Origin of the sequence: Pantoea sp. YU22 (genome assembly GCF_003970755.1) — a bacterium.
Taxonomy (GTDB): domain Bacteria; phylum Pseudomonadota; class Gammaproteobacteria; order Enterobacterales; family Enterobacteriaceae; genus Pantoea; species Pantoea piersonii.
The window spans coordinates 61552-86010 of record NZ_RYDU01000004.1; the positions used below are offsets into that span (position 1 = coordinate 61552).

21 protein-coding genes are annotated in these 24459 nt (G+C 58.4%); 9 read left to right on the forward strand and 12 right to left on the reverse strand.

Annotated elements, in window-relative coordinates; all coding sequences use genetic code 11:
* Nucleotides 1-116 precede the first annotated feature (116 nt).
* Both EKL29_RS08405 and EKL29_RS08410 read right to left on the reverse strand, forming a co-directional pair.
* A complete protein-coding gene (locus tag EKL29_RS08405) occupies nucleotides 117-476 on the reverse strand; it encodes an NUDIX hydrolase (protein WP_126689360.1) in 360 nt (119 codons plus the stop codon).
* Entirely contained in the window at nucleotides 470-1063 is a 594-nt protein-coding gene (locus EKL29_RS08410; protein ID WP_126689361.1) for an NUDIX domain-containing protein, read from the reverse strand. The genes EKL29_RS08405 and EKL29_RS08410 overlap by 7 nt, the downstream gene beginning before the upstream one ends.
* Nucleotides 1064-1143: 80 nt before the next feature.
* Between EKL29_RS08410 and EKL29_RS08415 the strand changes: the two genes are divergently transcribed.
* Nucleotides 1144-1893: a DeoR/GlpR family DNA-binding transcription regulator gene (locus EKL29_RS08415; RefSeq protein ID WP_126689362.1), complete on the forward strand. Its 750-nt coding sequence runs from the start codon at nucleotides 1144-1146 to the stop codon at nucleotides 1891-1893.
* A gap of 49 nt (nucleotides 1894-1942) precedes the next feature.
* On the opposite strand, the gene EKL29_RS08420 is transcribed toward EKL29_RS08415, so the two are convergent.
* The 3 genes from EKL29_RS08420 to EKL29_RS08430 form a co-directional block, all read right to left on the reverse strand.
* Nucleotides 1943-2698: an alpha/beta hydrolase gene (locus EKL29_RS08420; protein ID WP_126689363.1), complete on the reverse strand. Its 756-nt coding sequence runs from the start codon at nucleotides 2696-2698 to the stop codon at nucleotides 1943-1945.
* 103 nt (nucleotides 2699-2801) lie between these two features.
* Nucleotides 2802-3482 (reverse strand): type 1 glutamine amidotransferase domain-containing protein, encoded by a 681-nt coding sequence (locus EKL29_RS08425; protein WP_126689364.1) that lies wholly within the window; start codon nucleotides 3480-3482, stop codon nucleotides 2802-2804.
* A gap of 99 nt (nucleotides 3483-3581) precedes the next feature.
* Complete coding sequence (locus EKL29_RS08430) at nucleotides 3582-4187, reverse strand: TetR/AcrR family transcriptional regulator (protein WP_120456636.1); 606 nt, start codon at nucleotides 4185-4187, stop codon at nucleotides 3582-3584.
* Between the two features lie 118 nt (nucleotides 4188-4305).
* Between EKL29_RS08430 and EKL29_RS08435 the strand changes: the two genes are divergently transcribed.
* Nucleotides 4306-5124, forward strand: coding sequence for an arginase family protein (locus EKL29_RS08435; protein WP_126689365.1), 819 nt, complete (start codon nucleotides 4306-4308; stop codon nucleotides 5122-5124).
* On the opposite strand, the gene rluF is transcribed toward EKL29_RS08435, so the two are convergent.
* A complete protein-coding gene (gene rluF, locus EKL29_RS08440; protein WP_126689366.1) occupies nucleotides 5121-6056 on the reverse strand; it encodes a 23S rRNA pseudouridine(2604) synthase RluF in 936 nt (311 codons plus the stop codon). The genes EKL29_RS08435 and rluF overlap by 4 nt on opposite strands.
* Before the next feature lie 250 nt (nucleotides 6057-6306).
* Between rluF and EKL29_RS08445 the strand changes: the two genes are divergently transcribed.
* The 5 genes from EKL29_RS08445 to EKL29_RS08465 all read left to right on the forward strand — a co-directional run bounded on the left by EKL29_RS08445 (nucleotide 6307) and on the right by EKL29_RS08465 (nucleotide 12624).
* On the forward strand, nucleotides 6307-7746 hold the full coding sequence (locus EKL29_RS08445) for a cytosine permease (RefSeq protein ID WP_120456631.1): 1440 nt from the start codon (nucleotides 6307-6309) through the stop codon (nucleotides 7744-7746).
* 529 nt (nucleotides 7747-8275) lie between these two features.
* Nucleotides 8276-8968 carry a DUF1120 domain-containing protein gene (locus tag EKL29_RS08450; protein WP_126689367.1) on the forward strand — a complete coding sequence of 231 codons (693 nt, stop codon included), beginning with the start codon at nucleotides 8276-8278 and terminating at the stop codon, nucleotides 8966-8968.
* Between the two features lie 61 nt (nucleotides 8969-9029).
* Nucleotides 9030-9710, forward strand: coding sequence for a fimbria/pilus chaperone family protein (locus EKL29_RS08455; protein ID WP_126689368.1), 681 nt, complete (start codon nucleotides 9030-9032; stop codon nucleotides 9708-9710).
* Between the two features lie 14 nt (nucleotides 9711-9724).
* On the forward strand, nucleotides 9725-12079 hold the full coding sequence (locus EKL29_RS08460) for a fimbria/pilus outer membrane usher protein (RefSeq protein WP_158618928.1): 2355 nt from the start codon (nucleotides 9725-9727) through the stop codon (nucleotides 12077-12079).
* On the forward strand, nucleotides 12076-12624 hold the full coding sequence (locus EKL29_RS08465) for a hypothetical protein (RefSeq protein WP_126689370.1): 549 nt from the start codon (nucleotides 12076-12078) through the stop codon (nucleotides 12622-12624). Before EKL29_RS08460 ends, EKL29_RS08465 begins: the two co-directional genes overlap by 4 nt.
* A 14-nt stretch (nucleotides 12625-12638) precedes the next feature.
* On the opposite strand, the gene malT is transcribed toward EKL29_RS08465, so the two are convergent.
* A complete protein-coding gene (gene malT / locus EKL29_RS08470; RefSeq protein ID WP_126689371.1) occupies nucleotides 12639-15341 on the reverse strand; it encodes an HTH-type transcriptional regulator MalT in 2703 nt (900 codons plus the stop codon).
* Nucleotides 15342-15622: 281 nt separating this feature from the next.
* Here malT and malP point away from each other — a divergent pair, with 281 nt between their 5' ends.
* Both malP and malQ read left to right on the forward strand, forming a co-directional pair.
* Nucleotides 15623-18025 carry a maltodextrin phosphorylase gene (gene malP, locus EKL29_RS08475; protein WP_126689372.1) on the forward strand — a complete coding sequence of 801 codons (2403 nt, stop codon included), beginning with the start codon at nucleotides 15623-15625 and terminating at the stop codon, nucleotides 18023-18025.
* Between the two features lie 8 nt (nucleotides 18026-18033).
* Nucleotides 18034-20103 (forward strand): 4-alpha-glucanotransferase, encoded by a 2070-nt coding sequence (gene malQ / locus EKL29_RS08480; protein ID WP_126689373.1) that lies wholly within the window; start codon nucleotides 18034-18036, stop codon nucleotides 20101-20103.
* A 72-nt stretch (nucleotides 20104-20175) separates the two neighbouring features.
* Here malQ and EKL29_RS08485 read toward each other — a convergent pair whose 3' ends face one another.
* The 5 genes from EKL29_RS08485 to malK all read right to left on the reverse strand — a co-directional run bounded on the left by EKL29_RS08485 (nucleotide 20176) and on the right by malK (nucleotide 24447).
* On the reverse strand, nucleotides 20176-20592 hold the full coding sequence (locus EKL29_RS08485; protein ID WP_126689374.1) for a type II toxin-antitoxin system VapC family toxin: 417 nt from the start codon (nucleotides 20590-20592) through the stop codon (nucleotides 20176-20178).
* The gene (vapB, locus tag EKL29_RS08490; RefSeq protein WP_120456616.1) at nucleotides 20589-20819 is read right to left on the reverse strand and encodes a type II toxin-antitoxin system VapB family antitoxin; all 231 of its coding nucleotides are present in this window, start codon (nucleotides 20817-20819) and stop codon (nucleotides 20589-20591) included. The genes EKL29_RS08485 and vapB overlap by 4 nt, the downstream gene beginning before the upstream one ends.
* A 144-nt stretch (nucleotides 20820-20963) precedes the next feature.
* Nucleotides 20964-21878 (reverse strand): maltose operon protein MalM, encoded by a 915-nt coding sequence (malM, locus tag EKL29_RS08495; RefSeq protein WP_126689375.1) that lies wholly within the window; start codon nucleotides 21876-21878, stop codon nucleotides 20964-20966.
* 116 nt (nucleotides 21879-21994) lie between these two features.
* On the reverse strand, nucleotides 21995-23296 hold the full coding sequence (locus EKL29_RS08500; RefSeq protein WP_120456612.1) for a maltoporin: 1302 nt from the start codon (nucleotides 23294-23296) through the stop codon (nucleotides 21995-21997).
* 41 nt (nucleotides 23297-23337) lie between these two features.
* On the reverse strand, nucleotides 23338-24447 hold the full coding sequence (gene malK, locus EKL29_RS08505; protein ID WP_120456610.1) for a maltose/maltodextrin ABC transporter ATP-binding protein MalK: 1110 nt from the start codon (nucleotides 24445-24447) through the stop codon (nucleotides 23338-23340).
* Nucleotides 24448-24459: the final 12 nt, after the last annotated feature.

Below are 24459 nucleotides of genomic sequence, written 5' to 3' on the forward strand. Positions count from 1 at the left end.
GCGCCTGTTGATATTTCTCTTCAACAATGTCGATGGGGATGTTTAATTAATTGTCTCCAGGAATCTCCTGAAAATGCTTTTGCCTCTGCCTGGTTTGGACGCTATTTCCCACGCGATCACGCCTCTGCGGCAGGAAGGCTCTCTGGTGAGGTGAAAATCTGCAGCCCCAGCGACTGGCCGAGGCGAACATCATTATCGGCACCCTTCGACGCGCCAGGCATGCGCGGAATAGCGTCGCAGCAGGCGATTAAGCGATGCGCGACCGGATAGAGAAAAGCCTCGCTGATCTCGTCGCCGATGCGCGTAGATCCGGCGGTGGCGGCCAGCGGCAGCGCCAGCCACTCGCCGATAACAGGCGTATGGCCGCGTTGATAGATCGCCAGCGCCATACGGTTCATCTTCTCAAGGTTGGCGTGAATCAACGCCTGGTCGCCATTCGTGCCGCTGCGAACCGGTCCTGCAATCAGAATCAGCATCGATTTTTCTCCTGAAAAATGTCGTTGAGCGCCAGGTACTGCAGCAAAATGATGGTTTTCGCATCCTCAATCTCGCCGCTGCGTACCGCCTCCAGCGCGCGGCTGAAAGGCCATTCCAGCACGTCGATCTCTTCGCCTTCTTCCGCCAGTCCGCCGCCAGCGCCGCGGCGATCGCTGTCGCTGTATTCGGCAATGAAAAAATAGAGTTTTTCCGTCACCGAGCCGGGGCTCATGTAGGCTTCCAGCACCTTTTCAATCTGCGTGACCCGGAAGCCCGTCTCCTCTTCCGCTTCTGCCATAATGCGTGCTTCTGGCGAAGCGTTATCAAGCAGACCCGCCGCCGCCTCGATCAAATAGCCGTTGTGGCCGTTGATATAGACCGGCAGGCGAAACTGTCGGGTCAGCACCACGTGCTTTTTTGCGCGGTTGTAGAGCAGGATCACGGCGCCATTGCCGCGATCGTAGGCCTCGCGGCTCTGCTCCTGCCAGCTGCCATCGGCGCGCTGCTGTTCAAAGGTATATTTCTTTAGCGTGTACCAGTTATCGGATAACAGTTGCTCACGCATATGGCGTATTTTCGGCTGCATGTTTTCTTCTCAAGGTAGTGACAGAAAGCACGCTATCATGCACAATCGTGCAATATCAAGAAAAAACAAAGGTTGTAATTATGCTGAGTTCACAGCGCAAACAGCAGATTCTGGCGATCCTTGCCGCAGAGAAACAGGTCATGTCCAGCGAGCTGAGCCAGCGATTTAACGTCTCAGAAGACTCTGTTCGGCGCGATCTGCGGGAGCTGGCGGCAGAAGGGTTGCTACAGCGCGTACACGGCGGCGCGTTGCCGGTTTCAGCCGCAGTCGCCCCGTTTGAAACACGCAAAAACGTGCAAACAGGCTCAAAAAGGCTCATCGCGCAAAAAGCGGTCGGGCTTATTCAGCCGGGGCAGGTCGTGATTATTGACGGTGGCACGACCACTGAGGCGATGGTGCGCCAGCTGCCACAGGATCTGGTGTTTACTGCCGTGACCCACAGCCCGAGCATCGCCATGGCGCTGGTCGATTATCCTCAGGTCGAGGTGATTATGATTGGCGGCCTGCTCTATCGTCATTCCGTGGTCGCGGTCGGCGCATCGGTGCTGGAGTCCGTGGCGCGCATCAATGCCGATCTCTTTTTTATGGGCGTGACGGGCGTACACAAAAGCGCGGGATTAACCACCGGCAACTACGAAGAGGCAGGGGTTAAACGGGCACTGGCGGCGCGCGCGTCGGAAACGGTGGTGATGGTTTCGCAGGAGAAGATGAATTCAGCCTCGGCATTTGCCATCGGCGATTTGACGCTGGCCAGCACGCTGGTGGTCGACGGCGAGCCGGATGCGGAGATGCGTGAATTGCTGGCACAAAAGCAGATTGCGGTTATCTGAGCAGGCGGCGGGCGTCGCTCGTTGCGCCCGCCGTCTGCTCTATGAAACGTTACTTTGACAGCCGCTGCGCTGCGCGTTCGATAACCGCGGCGATTTTCGCCGGCTGCGAGGCGTAAATCGCATGGCTGCCCTCAACCTCAGATGTCTCACTGTGGGCGCGCGTCGCCATAAAGCGCTCCAGTTCAGGATTGATGGAGCGATCCTGAGTGGCGACGATGGCCCAGCTCGGCTTGACGCGCCAGGCGGGCTGCCCGGCAGCACTATTAAACGCGGCAACCGCAGGCATCACCTGGGCGCGCGCCATCATTGCGGCCTGTTCGGCAGGGAGATCCGCGGCGAAATCGGCGCGGAATTTCTCAGGTTTGATAAAGAGAAAGTGATCCGGCGTTTCAGCGATCGCCTTGCCCGCGGGCGGGTACTTGCCCGCCAGGCTGAGCAGACTTTCGCCCTTGTCAGGCTGAAACGCCGCGACGTATACCAGACCGGCCACCGATGGGCTGTTTCCCGCATCGCTGATGATCATGCCGCCGTAGCTGTGTCCGACCAGCAATGTTTTGCCACTCTGCTGAGCCAGCACGCGTCGGGTTGCGGCGACGTCGTCGGCCAGCGAGGTTTGCGGCTCCTGCACGATAGCGACCTTATAGCCATCTTTATCCAGAATACGCGCCACCGGATCCCAGCCGGAACCGTCGGCGAAGGCGCCATGCACCAGTACTACATTTTTAACCGGCTCGGCCAGCGCGCTTTGCGCATAAGCAGAGACCGCCAGGCTGAACGCCAGCGCAGCAAAAGATTTTTTCATTATTCTCTTCTCTCATCAGGTCTGGAAACGGCCGTCGCACGCTTTCGCTCAGCCGGGACAGTGAATTAGCCGATTCTGCGGCGGCGCGCCGCCGCAGGCTAAGCGATTATTTAGCTAACGTTTTCAGCAGCTGCGCCGCCGCTGCCGCCGAAGAGCCCGGGTTCTGGCCGGTGATCAGCAGGCCATCCTGAACGACATACGACCCCCAGTCTTCGCCTTTAGAGTAGAGGCCCCCTTTGGCGATCAGCTCGTCTTCCACCAGGAAAGGCACGATGTTCGTCAGGCCAACGCCCTCCTCTTCGCTGTTGGCGAAGCCAGTGACTTTTTTGCCCTCGACCAGCGGACGGCCCGCTGAGGTTTTCACATGGCGCAGTACGCCTGGCGCATGACAGACCAGCGCAACGGGTTTGCCTGCTTCGATAAAGCGTTCAATCAGGGCGATTGAATGACTGTCTTCCGCCAGGTCCCATAACGGGCCATGACCGCCCGGATAGAACACCGTGTCGAAATCAGCGGCGGAAACGCTATCCAGGCGCACCGTCGACGCCAGCTGCGCGTTGGCTTCCGCGTCCGCTTCAAAGCGATGCGTCAGCTCTGTCTGGAAATCGGGCTCATTGCTTTTTGGATCCAGCGGCGGGTTGCCGCCTTTCGGCGAGGCCAGGGTAATATCGGCGCCAGCATCTTTGAAGGCGTAGTAAGGCGCGGCCAGCTCTTCCAGCCAGAAGCCGGTTTTACGTCCGGTATCGCCCAGCCGATCGTGTGAGGTCAAAACCATAAGTACTTTCATATCCGTTCTCCGCGTTGTGAATGTGACATTTAAATAGTAGACCAGTCGTCTAGATTCTGCTGATAAAAAAAGCCGTCTCCGACCTGTTGTGCTGCCTCCTCAGGAGGCAGCGTTAAGACTTTGCTGCGTCAGCACCATGGCTGACTCAAAGGGCTGCTTGTTGCGAACAATCTTGACCATCACGCTGGCACCCAGCCAGAGCTGATAAAGACTTTCCGCCACAACGTCTGGCTTCTGTTCGATATGGAGCGAACCTTCCGCTACACCCGCCTCAATGGCGTCAGTCAGACGTGCTACGATCCCGGCTGTTCCCTTTTGCAGGGTCTGCCGCATCGCCTCAGAGAGATCGGCGACTTCAGCGCCCAGCTTGACGGCCAGACATTTACCCTGGCAGTCCTGAAAAGATTGCGTATCCTGCCACTGTTGCCAGTAATGCATAAGCCTTTGCTGCATCGTGCAGTTAGGCTGGCCCAGCGTCTTATCCATACTGGCGAGATACTCTTCAAAATAGCTTTCCAGCATGGCGACGCCAAAAGCGTCTTTCGAACCAAAGTAGTGATAGAAAGAGCCTTTCGGCACGCCTGCTTCGGTCAGGATCTCGTTGAGACCGACAGCCGAGTATCCTTTGCTGGCCATAATGCGTTGGCCTGTCGCAAGAATATGTTCGCGGATGTCTTCTCTGTGTTTGTGAGCGACTGTGTTCATGGGATAAAGATAGCCTTTATTAGACCGGTCGTCTAGAGGTAATGGTGATTTTTTTGCGTCTACTCTATCACGTATCGCGGTAAAGCGTTAAACGTCTTTTTAATCAAGGATATAGGTGATGAAAAGAAAAGTGGCCTGTACGATTTTTCAGGGCGTCGCTGGCGACCACAACGATCTGGCGATACCGGGCGCAAAAGCTCTCGGCGAACAACTGGCGCAACGCAGCGGCGCTACGCCGGTGGTTATCGGCTTCCCCGCGGCGGCGACCAAAGCGGACTGGCGTGAAGCGCTGACGGCAGCGCTGCCCGATTTGCAGGCGATGCGCGCCCGCTTTGAACAGATTTTCAGCGCCGGGGCGATCTCCGTGGCCGCCACCAGCCGCTGCGCCGTCTCGCTGGCGACCCTGCCCGCGCTGGCGAAATATCATCCTGACGCCTGTGTGCTGTGGTTTGACGCTCATGGCGATCTCAATACGCCTGAATCGTCCACCTCCGGTTTTCTGGGCGGCCTGGCGCTCTCGGGGCCCGCCGGGCTGTGGCTTTCCGGGCTGGGAAGCGGGCTGCGTCTCGATCAGCTGGTGCTGGTCGGCCAGCGCGATCTGGACCCCTTTGAAGAGAATCTGATCGCACAGCATAACGTCCCGCTGATTGCACCCGGACCCGATGTTGCGGAACGCCTGCGAAAAGCGGTGGCTGGTCGGCCGGTTTATCTGCATCTGGACTGCGACGTGCTGGAACCGGGTATCGTCCCGACGGACTACCGCTCAGAAGGCGGCCTGACGCTGGCGGATCTCTCCGCCTGCTGTGACGCGCTCGCAGAGAGTCCCTTTTCAGGCATTGAGATTGCGGAGTTCCAGCACGCCTGGCGGTCGGGCGGCGCGCCGGTGTCGCCCGAACCGCTCCTTGAGGCGCTGACGCCCTTGTGGAGAAGGCTTTAACGTCCTTTCTTTTTGCGTCCTGGCTGGGTAAAGCGTTTGCGGTTGCCTGCGCGCTCATCGCTCTTTTCGCTTCTCTTCGGCGCGCTGCTGATTACCGGCTTTTTCACCGCGCTGCTTTTGGCCGGCGTTTTTTTCTTCGCGGGTTTATCCTCGGAGGAGGAGTTTTCGACCAGCTTAAACAGCTCAGCCAGTTCGTCGTCGGTAAGATCGCGCCATTCGCCCAGCGGGATACCTTTGAGGTTAACGTTCATAATGCGCGTACGCTCCAGCTTCGTCACCTCAAAGCCGAAGTGCTTGCACATGCGGCGAATCTGGCGGTTCAGGCCCTGCACCAGCGTAATGCGAAACACGAAAGCGGACTCTTTGACCACCTTGCATTTTTTAGTCACGGTGCCGAGCATCGGCACGCCTGCGCCCATGCCGACGATAAACTCGTCGGTGATCGGCTTATCCACGGTCACCACATACTCTTTCTCATGGTTATTGCCCGCACGCAGGATCTTGTTGACCAGATCGCCGTTGTTAGTCAGGAAGATCAGCCCCTGGGAATCTTTGTCCAGGCGGCCAATGGGGAAGATGCGTTCGCTGTGATTGACGAAGTCGCGGATATTGTCGCGCTCTCCCTCTTCCATCGTTGTGATAATGCCGACCGGCTTGTTCAGCGCAATCAGCACCAGATTCTCTTCGCTGCGCGGCTCGATCAGTTGGCCGTTTACCTTGACGCTGTCACCCGGAAAGACCTGCGCGCCGACAGCGGCACGTTTGCCGTTGATAAACACGTTGCCCTGTTCGATATAGCGATCGGCGTCGCGGCGTGAACAGATACCGCTTTCGCTGATGTATTTGTTCAGGCGTGTGGATGAGTTAAGCAAGGGAAACCTCCAAAAAGCGCGGACTATACAATAATCTTGCGGGTAAATCCTGCGCTTCATGCAGGTTAGCCCGTTCTTCTCAACCTGCCCCGTTTATCACGACGGCAGAGTGCGCTTATGTAGCATATTCCCGCTTTCTTTTCTCCTGTTCCTGATGTCAGGCTTGCCAGCGCCATCACAATTTCCAATGACCCGCCGCCTTGTAAGTTTTACAGCCGCATGACAACATCCGTACATGTATATACATCTTGCATCACAACGGTTAACAAAGGGCAGATAATAACTAACAACCCAGCTTAGCGAGGAAACTATGTCAGCGGAACTTCCTGCAACAGAGCGTTCGGACAGCGAGAGCAAGCGGCTTTCTGAAACCCGATCGATTGATTTTATTCCCCACCGCGAACGCCACGGACATCCGTTCAGTCAGTTCACGCTATGGTTTGGCGGCAACCTACAAATTACGGCTATTGTGACCGGCGCGCTCGCCGTGGTACTGGGCGGCGATGTGATCTGGTCGCTGATCGGCCTGCTTGTCGGCCAGATTATCGGCGCGGCGGTAATGGCGCTGCACGCCGTACAGGGGCCGCGTCTGGGCCTGCCGCAGATGATCACCAGCCGTATCCAGTTTGGCGTGTTCGGCGCGGTGATCCCGCTGGTGCTGGTGTGCATTATGTATATCGGCTTCTCCGCCAGCGGCACGGTGCTCGCCGGCCAGGCGATGGCGAAGCTGCTGCACATCAATAATGCCGCCGGTATGATCCTGTTCAGCCTGATTATTGTGGTGATTGCGGTACTGGGCTACCGGGTGATCCATAAGCTGGGTAAAGTCGCGAGCGTTATTGGCGTGCTCGCTTTCCTCTATCTGTTTATCACGCTGCTGTCGACGCACGACCTGACGCAGGTCTGGCAGAACCGCCACTTCGCCTTCTCCACCTTTTTACTCGCCGTCTCCCTCTCGTCCTCATGGCAGATCGCATTTTGTCCCTACGTCTCTGACTATTCGCGCTACCTGCCGGAAGATGTGTCCGCCAGGCGCTTGTTCGGCTCCGTGTTTTTTGGCACCGTGCTGGGCACGCAGGCCTCAATGACGCTCGGCGTTATCGTCGCGGCCATCGCGGGCAGCGCGTTTTCCGGCAATGAGGTCGGCTATATCGTTGGATTAGGCAGCAGCGCCACTATGGCGATGGTGATCTATTTCGCTATCTGCTTCGGCAAGATTACCTTTACCACGCTGAATGCCTACGGCAGCTTTATGTCGCTGACCACGATTGTTTCCGGCTTCAGTCGCCAGACCTCTCTGAGCCAGCGCGGACGGATTAGCTTTGTGGTGCTGATGGTGGCGATCGCCTGCGTTATCGCGCTGGTCAGCGAGCCCGCTTTCCTCAAGTCCTTTACCCATTTCCTGCTGTTCCTGCTGGCGTTTTTCGTACCCTGGAGCGCCATCAGCCTGACCGATTTTTACCTGATCACCAAAGGCCATATTGATATCCCCGCGCTGTCGCAGCCTGACGGACGGTATGGCCGCTGGAACTGGCCGGGTATTGCGACCTACTTTATTGGCGTCCTGATCCAGCTGCCGTTTATCGACAACCCGCTGCACCATGGCTCGCTGACCTGGATCTTCGCCGGGAATGATGTCTCCTGGATCATCGGCTGGTTCGCTACGGCGCTGCTGTGGCTGGGCATGAGGCGTTTCGACCGTCGCGGCGTATTAACAGAAACGGTTTATCCGACGCGGACAAGCCTCTAGCGACCAGCGATCGTTTTATTCTTTTCTGCTTTAGTGAAAAAACCAGGCCCCATCGGCCTGGTTTTAATTATTCGGCGCAGGCGCCAAACCGGGGGCATAAGATGGCAGGCTGGCATAGTGTAAACCAGCAAATTTCTGAATCTGCCTGTTCCGTTCCCTAAATATATCCTCATCTGGATCTGCTTGTTAATCAGCTGTTGCCCTGGCGGCGTTATTTTCCCTTTATACGTCCCTTTAATAAGGAAAGGTACAATTAATTAACTTCATCATTACTTCCTTTCTAATGCGGGAGTGGATTATGGCCTGCACTAGGTATCCCGAGCGTTTTCAAATGTTATCATGCCTTGAAACCTGAATTACCTTAACGATTAACGTCATATCGTTATAAAAACGTTGCGAAACATGTTTTTAGCCTTTTATGTTTCGCAGCATATTCAGGTTTAACGCGAGGTCATAATATTAAGTTTTTAAATCGATATTATTTTCATGACCCTTTCGTACGGAAATCTTTAATAAAGAAAGGAATACTATGCGCAAGATTATTTTATCCTCTGTTATTTCTGTAGCGTTGGGAACGGCGAGTTTTGCAGGTTTTGCTGCGACCACTGCCACGCTGGCTGTAAAAGGTTCCATAGAACCGACATCCTGCGATATTTCGCTGAGCACTGCATCCATTGACTTTTCTACTATCTCTGCTGCAAGCCTGACGGACCCTGTTAATTCAAAAATGGGCGCTCCATTTACCCTGAATCTGACCTGCAGTGGGGCCACTGCCGTCGCGGTTCAGACGACTGACAACCGTGCTGCCAGCGCAATGACCACAGCGGAAGTTCTGAGCGATATGGGAGTAAACATGGGCACCACAGTGGCTAATGCATCGCTTTTTGGCATTGGCACCCACAACACAGATAAAAAAGTCGGCTTTCTGCAGTTGAGCATGAGTGAGGCGAATCTGAATGGTACCGCCAGCAGCAATCTGCTCACAAGCAGTGATAAACGAACCTGGAATAGTAAAACAGTTTCATCAAGCAAGAGATTTTCTTTAGAGAAGGACGGTTATTTTTCCCTCGCGAGCAGCGCCAGTTCCAGTACGCCGGCAGCGGCTACCAGCGCCAGTTATACCCTTACGCCTGCAATTGTTCTGAAGCACGGCGATCATTATCCAGGAGGCGAAGCGGTCAATATTGACGGCAACGTGACATTCTCAGTGGTCTATATCTGATTTTTACTTTTTTGCGAAGGCATATTGCCTTCGCTTATTTTTTTCAAATGATACTAATCCTATGTTACTTAAAAACAGCCTTATTATTGCTCTTCTCTTTTTATCCGCTTCCAGCGCTATTGCGGCGGGTATGAAACCTCAGGTTCCGGTGTTATTTATTGACGATGAAAATCGTGAGGCGACCATTACTGTAGAGAATACAGACAGCAGCCCAGCCTTACTGCACAGCAGCCTGCAAACTATTCCGGAAGATCGCGAAAACAAATTAATTCTCACGCCGCAGCTTGCACGGGTTGAGGCCGGCGATAAGCAGCAGGTACGGGTGGTTTTAAAGGAGGGCATCACGCTGACCACTCAAACCATGCAGCGCATTAATTTCACCCCTGTGCCCACTGACGACGGCAAGAAAAACCGTGCGCGCGTGACTATCGGCCAGAATATTCCCGTTATTCTCTCTCCAGCGAGCCTGCCGCTGAATACCACGCCGTGGCAAGGGCTAACAGTCCAGCGTGCCGGCACGTCCCTCTTTATTAACAATCCAACGCCCTATATCGTCCGGCTGACGACGCAGATCGATCTGCTGCCAGGCAAAACCAGGGTGGAATTGCCGAAAACCTATATTTTGCCACACGAATCGATCACGCTTGCGCTGCCCCAAGGTGTCAGTCACGCGCAAAGCCTCCGGTTGCATCCCGTTACCCGGTTCGGCATTCTGACGGCGCCTTATGAGCTAAGGCTGTGACTGACATGATAAGAATGGCGATCTTCACAGCTTCGGTGATAGCCTCAGCCAGCGCGGCGGCGACGGTAAAATATGACAGGGAGATGCTCGCATCGCTTGGTTACGATCCCAGCGCAGCGGCGTTGTTTGAGGCTGGCGCACATTTCTTTCCCGGCGAGAACGCCGTTAATATTAGCGTCAACGGGAAAAATAAAGGCGTGCATCGGGTCATTTTTGACAGCGCTGGCTCGCCCTGCTGGAACGAGGCGCTGCTGCGCAAGCTGGGCATCGATTCGCTCAGCTTTGATGGATACAGACCTGCCTGCCTGAAGCCGCTGGCGAGCAGTAAAATAAACATCAAAGAAGAGGTCAGGCGTAGCCGTTTGCAGCTACAGGTCCCCGTTAGCAGCCTGCTGCGGGAGGTACAGTATGCGACCGGCGGCAAGGCGGCTATCGTTAATTACGATGCCAGGCACTATCAGTTTCAGAGCCGTAGCGGCGAAAACCATCATTCTCAATCGCTGACGTCAGAAGTCGGCGCGAATATCAGCCACTGGATCCTTCGCAGCGGGCAGAGCTATTCGGCGCTTGATAATCAAAACACCTTCACCCGCCTTTACAGCTACGGGCAGCGATCGGTTCCTGCCTGGACGTCGGTTATACAGGTCGGTGAAATCATCTCCAGCGACGCTCTCTTCTCAGGCATCACGCTGACCGGCGCACAAATCGTGCCGGAACGCGCCACCCAAAATGGCGGGATGAATCTTGTCAGTCTCAACGTGCTTATTCCCCAGGCAGGCAGCGCTGAAGTCTGGCAAGGCAACGTTTTGCTAAAAACCTTTACCGTCACTGCCGGTATGAACAGACTGAGCAGGATACCTGCGCTTAATCATCAGGATGATTTTGTTATCATCATTCGCGATGAGAGCGGTAATCAACAACAGCAAACCTTTCCCGTTATCCAGGCGATGCCGGAAACGCTCCTGCTTGATATGGGGACCTCTCTGGCGCTGGGACAGCTGCGTTTGACGCAAGAGAAATATCCGTTGCTGTTGGGGTCAACGGGCATTTTTCAGCATCCGAGGATGGCGGTTGGCGTTGGCGGGCTGGTAAGCGAAGCCTATCAGGCGGGCGGCTGGCGCGCCTCTGTACGGCTTTCCGAATACCTGCTGGCGACCCTGTCGCAGACCTGGTCCCTTGCGCATAAAGGCGCAGATAGCGAAGGAAGAAAGCAGGGACTTAATCATCAGGCCGGGCTGATTTATCCCGTGACGCAGCGACTCTCGCTGACCGCCTCAATGAATACCCGCAGCCGTAACTATGTTGATACCAGCAGCTCCTGGTCCTCTCATAAAACCGCTGCAGAAACCGGGCAAATCAAATCGCAATATGCGGCAGGCGTGAGTTACAGCCATGAGTGGCTGGGCGTTTTCTCGTTTACCGGCAGTCAGGCCCGCAGCTGGCAAGGCGGCGATATGCTGGGGTATACGCAGGCATGGGGACGGGCCTTTGGCAAGGTCAACGTTAACCTGGGCATACAGAAAAACCGGCTGACAAGCGATCGGCGTCATTATGATAATCGTTACGCCTATCTCAGTTTTTCGCTGCCGCTGGGAGAAAACCGAAGTCTGCGCAGCTGGATTAGCAACAATGACGGGAGATCGCAGGGTGGCATCGGCTACGATCAAAGCCTGAACGATAAATTCGCATGGAGCCTGTCGAGCGAGAAGAATCAGCGCGACGACCCCTCTCTGGCTGGCTCGGCCAGCTGGACAAGTAAATATACCCAGCTAAGCGGCGGCGCGTCGCGCAGCGATACCAGCACCAGCTTTAATGCTGGCGCGCGTGGCGGCGCGGTGCTGCATAGCGAAGGGCTTACCTTCACGCCGCGCAGCGTGGGCGATACGTTTAGTGTTATTTCACTCAACAATGCCCTGCCGGACGTCGAGATGCGGACGCCCGCCGGCGCCGTGTGGAGCGACCGCGGCGGCTATGCCATTTCATCATGGATGCCCTGGCAGAAGAATACGGTGCACATCAACCCGAAAAGTCTGCCGAAAAATGTTCAGGTCCCCGGCGGCATTATTGACGTCTTGCCCTACCGCGGCGCTGTTGTTCCTGTGACGCTTCCCGCTTTCACCGTGCGTCGCACGCTGCTGAGCTTTCCTGCCAATGAAAAGCCCGCGCCGGGCAGCGCCGTAAAAGATGAAAAAGGGCTGCTGCTGGCATTTGTTAACGAAGACGGCACGATCTTTTTCGACGATCTGCCTGACGGCAGGCTTTACGTGCAGCTGTCCGACGGCAAACGTTGCGTTATCACGCTGACTTCGCCATGGGCTGCGGGCCCAGGCGCCCTTTATGCCTCCCTTTCTGCGAGATGTGTAACGTGAAACAACCTCTACTCCTTTCCCTGACGCTGGCGGCTGGGGTGCTTGCCACTGCAGACGCCAGCGCAGCGTGCCAGCTCCAGCTCAGCGACGCGCAGATTATTTATGCTCCGGTTACCCGCGGCGAACTGCTGACACGCGCAGGCAACCATTTCTCCGACAGCGAGCTGCGCGTCGGAGAACCGCGCGATCTGGATATTCTCATGACCTGCGATCGCCCTGCCCGGCTGACGCTGCAGTTTATCGGACCAGCAAAAGAGAGCGGCAGTTACCGCTTTGGCGCCTCGGGCCGGGCGACGCTGCTGCTGCACGATCTCTTTATCGACGATCGTCAGGCGAAAATCGGCAACGCGGGCAAAGAGGAGAACGAAATGGCCTTTACGCCGGGAGCCGTGCTGACCTTCTGGCAGGACGGCCGTCCCGCCACAGGCAGGGTTATGCGCGCTAAAGTGACGATCGCCGCCTGGATGTCCGCCGACGCGACCAACGTGAATGAGCAGGAGAGCTGGCAACTCAACGGCAGCTTTGTTTCAGGCGACGACAGTTAAAGCCAGGGACGCAGCTATACGTAACCCATCATTTTCAACATCGACTGCGCCTGATGCATCGCTTCGGCGCGCTGGGTCACGCCCAGCTTCTGATAGAGGTTACGGATATGGGTTTTAATGGTGGTAGCGGCGACATCAAGCTCGCTGGCGATTTGATCGTTGCTGTAGCCGGAGTAGATCAGGCCCAGTACCTGCCATTCGCGCTGCGTAAGGGGACTGGTGCGGATCAGCTCCGGCACGTCAGGATGATTCAGTAAGCGGCTGACGAAGCCCTCATCGAAATGGGCAAACTTATGGCGATGGTATTTATTGATCTCATTGAGGATGCGGCGCGCGCGATGGTTGTCCAGCTCCTCCAGCGTGTTGAGCTGAATAAGCTGACGCAGCTGCTGCGCCATGATCTCACCTTCAATAACAAAGTGGCTGATAAAACCGGTGCTGCGCGCCAGCTTCAGGGCTTCGATTAACGTGCGCTGCGCTTCGGCTTTACGCCCGGTCTGCCAGTAAATCTGATTGAGCAGCAGCAGGTTGCGGTTCATATCGCTCATCAGGCGCAGCGCGCGTGCGTTCTCGTTGAGCTCTTCCAGCACCACTTCCGCCTGAGTGAGATTTCCCTGCAGGATCTGCGCCCGCGCCACGTTGCGCCACTGTCCCTGTAAGAAGTGATTATTGGCAAAGGCGGGCTTGGCGGTATGCCGCATCCAGTGGCTGGCGCTCTGCGCATCGCCCGTCATCTGCCAGTAGATCACTCTGACCTTGTCGGCGTTAGCGATCCAGTCGCTGTGCAGGCTGCCGTTGTTCAGCAGATTTTCCAGACGGTTAAGATAGCTGCGCGCGTTATCCAGATTGCCGCGCGCCAGCGAGCACTGCACCAGCAGCCCCAGACACTGGATCTGCTGCTGCGGCGGGTAGCCTTTCAATACTTTCATTCCTTCACGCGCCGCCTGCTCCGCCTCGTCCAGCCGGCCCCACGCCCACATCAGCTGGGCGCGGATGCGCAGCAAAAACTCGTGCAGCGGGAACTGCGCCAGATGCTGCTCGCCCACCAGCACGAACCCTTTCTCCTGAATCTCCCAGGCGGCCTGCAGGAATCCCTGCGCGAAAAGAATTTCGCTTTGCTGGATCAGACTCCAGAGCACGTAGTGCCAGGCTTCATCTCGCCGCGCCATCTGTTCGGTCTGACGCATCAGCGCCAGCGAACGACTCAGCTCGCCTTTGCAGTGCATCACTTCGCCATGCACCGATGTAGCGACGATGCGGCTGTAGCGACGGGTTTCAGGCAGCGTCTCCAGCGCCAGCTGGGCAAGCCGCTCCGCCTCCTCGGTGTTGCCGTCGTTGATCGCCACCTGTGCGCGCACGGCGTTGAATTCGCCCTGCAGCGCCGCGTCGATCTCGCAGTTGCACGCCTGCTCGAACTTCGCCAGCAGCAGGTTGACTTCAGAAAAGCGATGCTGGCTCTGCATCAGCCAGGCCTGCAGCAGCACCAGCCTGGGATTTTCCAGCAGCATCGTCCAGGGCAGCGCCTTAAGGGAGGTCTCCAGCAGCGCCAGCTCGCTCTGATTAAACAGCGTCCAGGCGTGCTCCAGCAGCACGTCGCGCAGCATATCGACATCGCCGGAGGCGAGCGCATGACCAATCGCCTCGCCGGGAAATCCCTGCGCCACCCAGCTTTCGGCTGCCGCGCGATGCACCGCAGGCAGCTCGGCTGCCAGCTCCCACTGACAGCGCTGGCGCAAAAAAGAGCCAAACAGCGGGTGATAGCTGAACCACTGTCCTGAATCATCCATACGCTGCAGGAAGAGTCCCTGCCGCTCAATCTCCTCCAGCCGCATGCGCCCGTTGGCTTCACCCGTCACGCTGGCGACGAGCGCATCATTCATGGAGCGCAGCAGTGCGGTCTTCAGCAGAAAATGACGCGTCGCGTCGTCGACATTATCCAGCACCTCTTCCACCAGATAGTCGGCAAGGTGGCTGGCGTTGATGCCGGAGAGCCGTCGGGCGGAATCCTGCGCCGAGCCGCCGCCCTGACGCGCAGAGAGCGCGATCAGCTGCAGCGCGGTCGCCCAGCCCGCGACATCGTCGCACAGGCGTCCGCTCTCCTCAGTGGCGAGCGGCGCGCTCAGCCGACGGTCAAAAAACTGCTTCGCTTCGTGATGGGTAAACGCCAGCTGCTGACTGCCCAGTTCAAGCAGCTGCTCGCGCACGCGCAGATTGGCGATGCCGAGCTGCGGCAGATTGCGCGACAGCACCACCAGCGTAAGGTTGTCGGGCTGATGGCGCAGAAAAAAACGCATCGCCTCATGGATCGCGGGATTAGTGATGTGATGATAGTCATCAATAATCAGCCAGAGCGGCTGCCGCCATTCGGTCAGCTCAATAAACAGCTGGGCGAACAGCGCGTTGAGGTTAACGTACTGCCGCTTTTGCGCCAGCGTTTCGCTGCGACGGCAGCCCCCCTGCGTCGCCTGTTGCATCGCCGCGATAAGATAATCAGCAAAACGCTCCGGCTGATTGTCGCCCTCGTCTAATGAATACCAGCCCAGCTCCTTTTTATCCGCCGCCCACTGGGATACCAGCGTGGTTTTGCCGTAACCCGCCGGGCTGGTGATCAAAACCAGCCGATAGTTGGCCGCTGCGGTGAGCTTTTGCAGCAGGCGATCGCGGGTGACGGTGCTTTCAAGGCGAACGGGTCGACTGAGTTTCGAGGGTATTAACATGGGCGCACGCTTCTCCATTAACGTTTAGCGCATCATTTTTTTACGCTTCGTAATTAATCTTCATACACGTTCAGCGATTCGATGAGTGAATGCAAGCAAACCTGTAAGGCAGCCTTAACAAAAGCGAGTGTAATCACATTACTGCGCCGCTTTCAGATTTACCCTGGCTTCTCCGCCCTCGTTATCCTCCCTGCTGAATTTGATGCGGGAGGAGGAGCGCCAGAACCACGGCAGGCACACTGGCACGCATACCCTTTTCGTTCTGACAGGAAGCACAACACATGAACCCGCAACCCTTCGACACCGACCGTTTTACCGCCGCGCTTACGCGCCAGTGGCAACGCTTTGGTCTGCGCGACGCGCAGGAGATGGCTCCTCAACAGTGGTGGCACGCACTCAGCGGCGCGCTGGCCGAGCTGATGGCTGACCTGCCTGCGCAGGCGGCAAACGGGCCGCAGCGCCACGTTAACTATCTCTCCATGGAGTTTCTGACCGGGCGGCTGACGGGAAATAACCTGCTCAACCTGGGCTGGTATCAGCCGGTCAGCGACGCGCTCGCCGGTTGCGGCGTTGACTTGAGCGGGGTGCTGGAGCGCGAGACCGATCCGGCGCTCGGCAACGGCGGCCTGGGTCGACTGGCGGCCTGTTTTCTCGACGCCATGGCGACCACCGGGCAGCCTGCTATCGGCTACGGCCTGAACTACCAGTACGGCCTGTTTCGTCAGCATTTTGTCGAGGGCGCGCAGCATGAGCAGCCGGACGACTGGGGGCGTGACCGCTACCCCTGGTTTCGTCACAACGCTGCGCTGACGGTGCAGGTCGGCCTGGGTGGCAAGGTCACGACGGAGAACGGCCTTCCGCGCTGGGAACCCGCTTTTCTGTTGCAGGGCGAAGCCTGGGATCTGCCCGTTGTCGGCTACCAGAACGGCGTGATCCAGCCGCTGCGCCTCTGGCAGGCAAAACATGCGCATCCTTTCAATCTGCAACGCTTTAACGACGGCGATTTTCTGCGTGCCGAACAGCAGGGTATCGATGCGGAGAAGCTGACGAAGGTGCTCTACCCCAACGACAACCATCTGGCGGGGAAAAAGCTGCGCCTGATGCAGCAATATTTCCAGTGCGCCTGTACCCTGGCCGATATCCTGCGACGCCATCATCAGGCGGGCCGCGCGATTGAGTCGCTGCCCGACTATGAGGTGATCCAGCTTAACGATACCCACCCGACGCTGGCGATCCCTGAGCTGCTGCGCCTGCTGCTCGACGAGCATCAGCTGTCGTGGGAGCAGGCGTGGCGCATTACGCAGCGCACCTTCGCCTACACCAACCATACGCTGATGCCGGAAGCGCTGGAGTGCTGGAACCTGCGTCTGGTACGCACGCTGCTGCCGCGCCATATGATGATTATCAACACCATCAACGCACAGCTGAAAAAAGAGGTGGAGGCGCGCTGGCCGGGCAACGAAGCGATCTGGGCGAAGCTGGCGGTAGTGCATAATCAGCAGCTGCGCATGGCGAACCTTTGCGTGGTCAGCGGCTTCGCGGTCAATGGCGTAGCGGCGCTGCACTCGAAGCTGGTGGTGCAGGACCTCTTTCCGGCGTATCACGCGCTGTGGCCGGAGAAGTTCCATAACGTCACTAACGGCATCACGCCGCGCCGCTGGATCCAGCAGTGCAACCCGGCGCTGGCCGCTCTGATCGGCAAAACCCTACGTCGCCCCTGGCTTAACGATCTGGATGCGCTCAGCGATCTGGCACCGCTGGCGGAGGATGCGGCGTTTCGCGCGGAGTATCGTGCCATCAAACAGGAGAACAAGGCCGCTCTGACGCGCTGGATCGCCGAACAAACCGGTATCCGCGTTCAGCCCGACGCGCTGTTCGACGTACAGATTAAGCGTTTGCACGAATATAAGCGCCAGCATCTGATGCTGCTGCATATCATCGCCCTGTGGCAAACCCTGGTCAGCGATCCGCAGGCGAACCTGACGCCGCGCGTGATGCTGTTCGGGGCCAAAGCTGCGCCGGGCTATGCGCTGGCGAAAAATATCATCTATGCCATCAATAAGGTGGCCGCGGTGGTCAACGCCGATCCGCGCGTCGGCGATCGCCTTAAAATCGTATTTATTCCCGACTACAACGTCTCTGTAGCGGAGCGGCTTATCCCGGCCGCCGATCTCTCCGAACAGATCTCTACGGCGGGCAAAGAGGCTTCCGGCACCGGCAATATGAAGCTGGCGCTCAACGGCGCGCTGACAATTGGCACGCTGGACGGCGCAAATGTGGAGATTGCCCAGCAGGTCGGCGAGGAGAATATCTTTATTTTCGGTCATACCGTCGAGCAGGTCAGCGCGCTGAAGCAGGCGGGTTACGCACCGACAACATGGCGTAAAAAGGATCCGCAGCTTGATCGGGCGCTGACCGCGCTGGAGGACGGCACGTTCAGCGACGGCGACCGGACCGCCTTCGCCGCGCTGACGCACAGCCTAGGGCCGGAGGGCGGCGATCCTTATCTGGTGCTGGCCGATTTCCGTCACTATCTCAACGCCCAGCAGCAGGTTGAAGCGCTGTGGGCCGATCGGGACGCCTGGACGCGCGCCGCTATCCTGAACACCGCGCGCTGCGGCATGTTCAGCGCCGACCGCGCCATCCGCGACTATCAGCAACGCATCTGGCAGGCCGCGCGCTGAGGATCGCCATGAAACCAAAAAACCACCTTGATCTTGCGGCGGATGGCCTGATTGCGCCTGATTATATTGACGCCCACGGGCGGCCGCAGCAGGTATCTTCCTTTACCCGCGAGCGGCTGCTGGGGCTGATGCAGCCGTTGAGCGGCAGCGCGTCGCCGCTGCCGCCTGCAGCTATCTTTCGCCAGGGGGAGCCGCTGGCGCTCACGCCGGTTCTTTTCGCTGCGGCCGACTGGCAGCTGACCAGCGAAGCGGGCGAATGCTGGTCTGGCCGCTGTGCGGTCGGCGAGACGCTTTCGCTGCCGCTTTTGCCGGATGGCTACCACCAGCTGACGCTGGAGCATGAGGCGCAGCGCTACCGCTGCTGCATTATCGTCGCGCCGCCGCGCTGCTATGAGCCGGCCGCGCTGCTTGCGGGCGAATCGCTGTGGGGCAGCTGCATTCAGCTTTATACGCTGCGTTCGGCGAATAACTGGGGCATCGGCGACTTTGGCGATCTGCGGCAGATGATCGGTGAGACGGCGAAACGCGGCGGCGCCTTCGTCGGGCTGAACCCGCTGCACGCCCTCTTCCCTGCCGAGCCGGAGAGCGCCAGTCCTTACAGCCCCTCTTCCCGCCGCTGGCTCAATATTCTCTACATTGACGTCAACCAGGTGGCTGATTTTCAGCAGAGCGACGCGGCGCAAACATGGTGGCGGCTTGAGGCGACGCAGCAGGCGCTGCAGGCGGCGCGCAGCGCTGAATATGTCGATTACCGCGCCGTGACGCGCCTGAAGCTGGAAGGGTTGCGGCTGGCCTGGCAGCAGTTTCGGCGTCGTGACCCAGAGGATGCGGAGACGGCGGCGTTTGATGCCTTCGTCGAGGCGGGCGGCGACAGCCTGCTCAGCCAGGGACTGTTCGATGCGCTGCACGCCGAGCGGCGCGAGCAGGATAGCGACTGCCACGGCTGGCAAAGCTGGCCGGAAGCCTTTCAGCATCCTGACAGCGCCGCCGTGCTGGCGTTTCGCATCGAACAGAGCGACGAGGTGCGCTTCTGGCTCTGGCTACAGTGGCTGGCGGCGCAGCAGTTCGCAGGCTGCTGGCAGCTTTGTCAGCAGCAGCAGATGTCGATTGGGCTCTATCGCGATCTGGCGGTAGGGGTGGCGCGCGACGGCGCTGAGACATGGCGTGAGCGGGAGCTTTACTGCCTTGAGGCGAGCGTCGGCGCGCCGCCCGATATTCTTGGCCCGCTGGGGCAAAACTGGGGGCTGCCGCCGATGGATCCGCAGGCGATGGCGGCGCGCGCCTTCGAGCCCTGGATTACGCTGCTGCGTGCCAGTATGCAGGACTGCGGCGCGTTGCGTATCGACCATGTGATGGCGCTGCTGCGTCTCTGGTGGATCCCGCAGGGCGAAAGCGCGGCTGAAGGTGCCTATGTTCACTACCCGGTGGACGCGCTGCTGGCGATCCTGGCGCTGGAGAGCCAGCGCCACCGCTGTATGGTGATAGGCGAAGATTTAGGCACTGTGCCCGCGGCGATTGTCGATAAGTTGCGCGACGCCGGCGTTTACTCCTACAAGGTGCTCTATTTCGAGCAGACGTCGAAGCAGGCTTTCCGCCCGCCAGCGCAGTGGCCGCGTCAGGCGATGGCGGTCACCACTACCCACGATATGCCGACTTTGCGCGGCTGGTGGCGAAGCGACGATCTTCATCTGGGAAGCGAGCTTGGCCTCTATCCCGATAAAACCATTCTGGCCGGGCTTTACCGCGACAGACAGGCGGCGAGACAAGCGCTGTTGAGAACCCTGCTGCGTAGCGGCGCGCTGCCGCCGCGTCAGCGGTTTCAGCGCGGCCGTGCGCGTATGACCGGGATGCTCGGCCGGGCGATACTGGGTTATCTGGCGGGGACGCAGAGCGCGCTGCTTGGCCTGCAGCCGGAAGAGTGGCTGGATATGGCAACACCGGTAAACGTGCCGGGCACCACCGATGCCTATCCCAACTGGCGACGCAAACTCAGCGCAACGCTGGAGGAGATGTTCAGCGACGCTGCTGTCGATGCGCTGCTGGCGCAGGTTAACAGAGGCAGAAAAGAGGTTAAGTAGCGGTTAAACGTTAGCCCGCCGCGTGCGGGCTGACGTTCTTGCGCCAGCGATATTCGCGGCGCAGTCGGGCGATCATTTGCACCAGTCTTCAAAAGTAAGTCCGGGTACGCGCTCAAATTCTTTTATGTTATTGGTAACAAGAATAGCGCTGGTCGCAATAGCATGCCCGGCGATGGCGGTATCATTTGGACCTATGGGGTTGCCGGCAGCGGTCAGGACAGCTTTGATTTCCGTGGTCGCGTCTACCGCGTTGCGATCCCAGGGCAGAATGGCGTCAAGTCGCGCACAGAAAGCTTCAACCAACTGCGCATGGCGGGGCGACGCTTTCTTGCCAATCGCACCAAAACGCATTTCGGCATAGGTTATCGCTGACACTACGATCCTGTCACGGCTTAGCACTGCCTGTTCAAGGCGCATTAGCACCGCCTCCGGCTGCTCTCGCATAATAAAAGAGCAGATATTAGTGTCCAGCATATAGGTTTTACTCACAACTCAAAGCGTCCTTCATCGCTGACCACTTCTTCGCGTTCCGTCATAAAGTCTGGATCAGCTTTTTCTTGCTCGCGGAATGAGCGCCAGCTGGGCTTGACAGGGCGCAGGAGCAAGGTGTCGCCTTCACGAATAATCTCCAGCTCGTTTACGCCATCGAAATCGAGATCGCGAGGCAAACGAATTGCCCGATTATTACCATTTTTAAATACAGATACTGTTCGCATGATGTTACCCTCCGCGTTAAAGCATATGCCAAGTATATGTGTGTCCGGAAGCGATGTATAGCGATGTGCAGTAACCTACTTTCTCCATAAAAAAGGTGCGCCGTAGCGCACCAGGTGGGGCAACTCAGCACTGTCGGGGCAGCTTCACCCCTTGCCTTTAACACTGCTGATAAAGGTTTTACGCGCCGACGTCGAACCCAGTCGTTCCGCCTCGTCCAGCAGCCTGAGCGCCTTGTCGATATTGCCCTGATCCACCGCCTGACGAATGCTCTGATTAAAGTAACTTTCGGTGTCGCTCACCAGCGGCGCCGACGGCGTCGCGGGCGCGGTACGGACCGTCGCCTGCGTAACCGGCTGAGCGCTGCCGATCGTGACCGGCGCCGGGCTGGCGGAGCCAAACAGCGGGCCGACCAGAATCGAGGAGGCGGAGCTGGTAGAGACTTTCAGCTTAATCTTGCCGTCTACGCCGTGACGCGCGACGGGATCGGGAATATCGGGCACCGCATGGCCGGTGCCTCTGGCGTAGGCTTTTGCCGGATCGACCAGCGTGGTGGTCTGGTTGAGATCCTGCGCGGTGGTGAAGACCAGCAGATAAATTTTCTGCTGACCAGGCGCGGGCGTCAGCTTCATCACCCCTTCCAGACGGTCGGCGCTCATGACGCCCGGCTGCTGATAGGTAAAAAAGCGGCTCGGAAACCAGGCGGCGGGACGCAGATTCTCGTCAAGCACCAGCACGTTAGGGGCGAATACCTGATTGTGCGACACTTCGCTGCTCAGCGTTACCGTCATTTCGCCCTGGCTGGCGGGCAGGCTGTAGGCGGCGACCGGCCCGGTGATGCCGCTGGCCTCAAGCTGGGTACCGCTGGTGGCCAGCGTGGTGATCTGTGGACGCGAAGAATCAACGGGCTGCCAGTTCAGGCGCTGCAGGCTCGCTGTCGGAATAGTGGGTGCGGCAGAGAGATCCTGCGGCACCAGATTGATCTCAGCATGCGCTGGCAAGGCGAAGCTCGTCAGCAGCGCGGCGCTCAGACAGAGCGCGGTAAGCGTTTTCTTTTTCATTTTAGGTTCTCAACAGGCTATCGGGCAGCCGCTCAGGCCTGGCAATGGCCGCTGCCGCCCAGAAAATGCCGTACGCTGAACGTACGGCTTCTGCTTGCTTTACAGGACGAGGCGGCTTACCACCAGATTTCCATCTGCGCGCCGAAACTCCACTCATCGTTGTCGCCGCGGCTGTTGGTGAACAGGCCGTTGCCGGTGCTATCCGCGGCAGCCAGCGTCGTCAAATCGCCCGAAGCGTCTTTGCTGTAGCCCCACTTCTCATCCCATTTGGCGTAGGTGGCGAACAGACGCAGCGCCGGACGCGACCAGATGCTGTCGCCCGCCTGCCACTGCTGGGCCAGGGTGATTTTGTACTGGCCGTTGCGTTCGCTGACCTGCTGCGACTTCACGTTGTCGTAGCCCACTTCCAGCAGGGTGCTCATGATGGGCGTCCATTTGTACATAGGACGCACGCCGACGGTGTACCACTCGGTGCCGCGGTTGTTATCCAGATCGACGTTCTGGTACATCGCGACATACATCAGGTCCCAGCGATCGGCGAGGGAAATCGCGCCGTGATCGAGAACGCGGTACATGCTGCCGTTGTTGTTGATGTTGGTGCCCTGCGGCACGCCTTTACCCTGCGACGTCAGCGCATCGGTGGCGTACTGCAACACGAACTTGTTGTAGCCTTTGAGCATGCTCTGGGTATGCTCCGCCGTAAACATCCAGCCATCTCTCGACGCGCCGTCTTCGATACGGTAGCCGTCACGCGCGTTGGCGCGGCCATAATCGACGCCCAGCTCCAGCACGCCGTTCGGGTTGGTTTCCAGTCCGGCAAGGCGCACGTCGAAGACGTCATTAGCGGTGCTGGTGGCATAGTCGCGGATGCGATCGCTGGAGAAGGTGTAGGAGCCGCCCGCTTCGGAGGAGCGCGTCGCCGCGAACGAGAGCTTGCCGAAACCGAGATCCACATCTTCCAGACCGGCGCCGGGACCAGAGATATCCCAGTAGTAGAAGTCGATCATATGCACGTCGTGGCGCTGATAGAAGCGTTTACCCGCCCAGATGGTAGAGCCAGGCAGCGCGTCGATCAGGTTTTTGCCTTTGACGTTCGCCTCGCGGAAGGCGGGTGAAGTCGCTTCCCAGTCATTCTGTTGCGATACTGAGTAGGCGACGTTGGTGTCGAAGTAGAAGCTCTTGTCGCCCTCTTTCCACACTTCCTGTCCCAGTTTCAGCTCGGCATAGGTTTCGCATTCGTTGCCCAGACGGTATTTGCTTTGCGCGCCGGTGGCCTGAAAGCACTGTTGTTCGCCGCCGCTGCCGGTCCAGCCGATGCCGGAACGGGCGTAGCCGGTAAAATCGACCGCCATCGACGGGGCAGAGATCGTGCCCGCCGCAATGGCGATAGCGAGGGGAAGTTTGCGCAGAGTTATCATTTTCTGTCTCCTGAGGTCATTGCTTTTATTGTTTTGCAGGGCTAAACACCAGGCTCCTGATGCAGCCTGCGACAGGCGCTCCCGTCCTCGCGGAACAGGTGACAGCGCTCCGGCGGCAGGCCAATGCCCATCACGGCGCCCTCTTCTACCAGCACGACGTCCTCCTGGCGGTAAACCAGGTTCTGACGGATAGCGGGGATTTGGATATGAATTTGCGTTTCGTTTCCGAGCTGCTCGACCACCTGTACCTCGCCCTCGAGCGTGACGTCGGCGATATCGCTGGAAAGCAGGTGTTCGGGACGAATGCCTAACGACATATTGCTGCCGACCTGTACGCCTGCGCTCTCGACCGGCAGCCAGATGCGCTGATCGTTGGGCAGGCGAACCTGCACCTGATCGATGGCGGTGGCGGTGACCTTGACGGGCAGGAAGTTCATCCTCGGCGAGCCGATAAAACCGGCGACGAAGCGATTGGCAGGATAGTGATAGAGCTCCAGCGGCCGGCCGATTTGCGCGATGCGTCCGGCGTCCAGTACCACGATTTTGTCCGCCAGCGTCATCGCCTCGATCTGATCGTGCGTGACGTAAATCATGGTGCGCTTCAGACGCTTGTGCAGACGTGAAATCTCAATGCGCATCTGCACGCGCAGCGCGGCGTCGAGGTTGGAGAGCGGCTCGTCCAGCAAAAAGACGCGCGGCTCGGCGACCAGCGTGCGGCCGATCGCCACGCGCTGACGCTGTCCGCCGGAAAGCGCTTTAGGACGACGATCCAGCAGATGCGCCAGCTGCAGCACTTCCGCCACCTGGTTGACGCGCTGCTGGATCTCGCCGCGCTTAACACCCGCCAGTTTCAGGCCGAAGGACATGTTTTCCGCCACGGAAAGGTGTGGATAGAGCGCATAGGACTGAAACACCATGCCGATGCCGCGCTCAGCCGGCGGCACCTCGTTCATCCGCCGATCGCCGATCAGCAGCTCGCCGCTGGTAATGGTCTCCAGACCGGCGATCATGCGCAGCAGCGTGGACTTACCGCAGCCCGAAGGGCCGACGAATACCACGAACTCTCCTTCGCCGATTTCCAGATTGATGTCCTTTGAGACCAGGGTATCGCCCCAGGCCTTGGTGACATTGCGTAACGCGACGCTCGCCATTGCTTTCCTCTC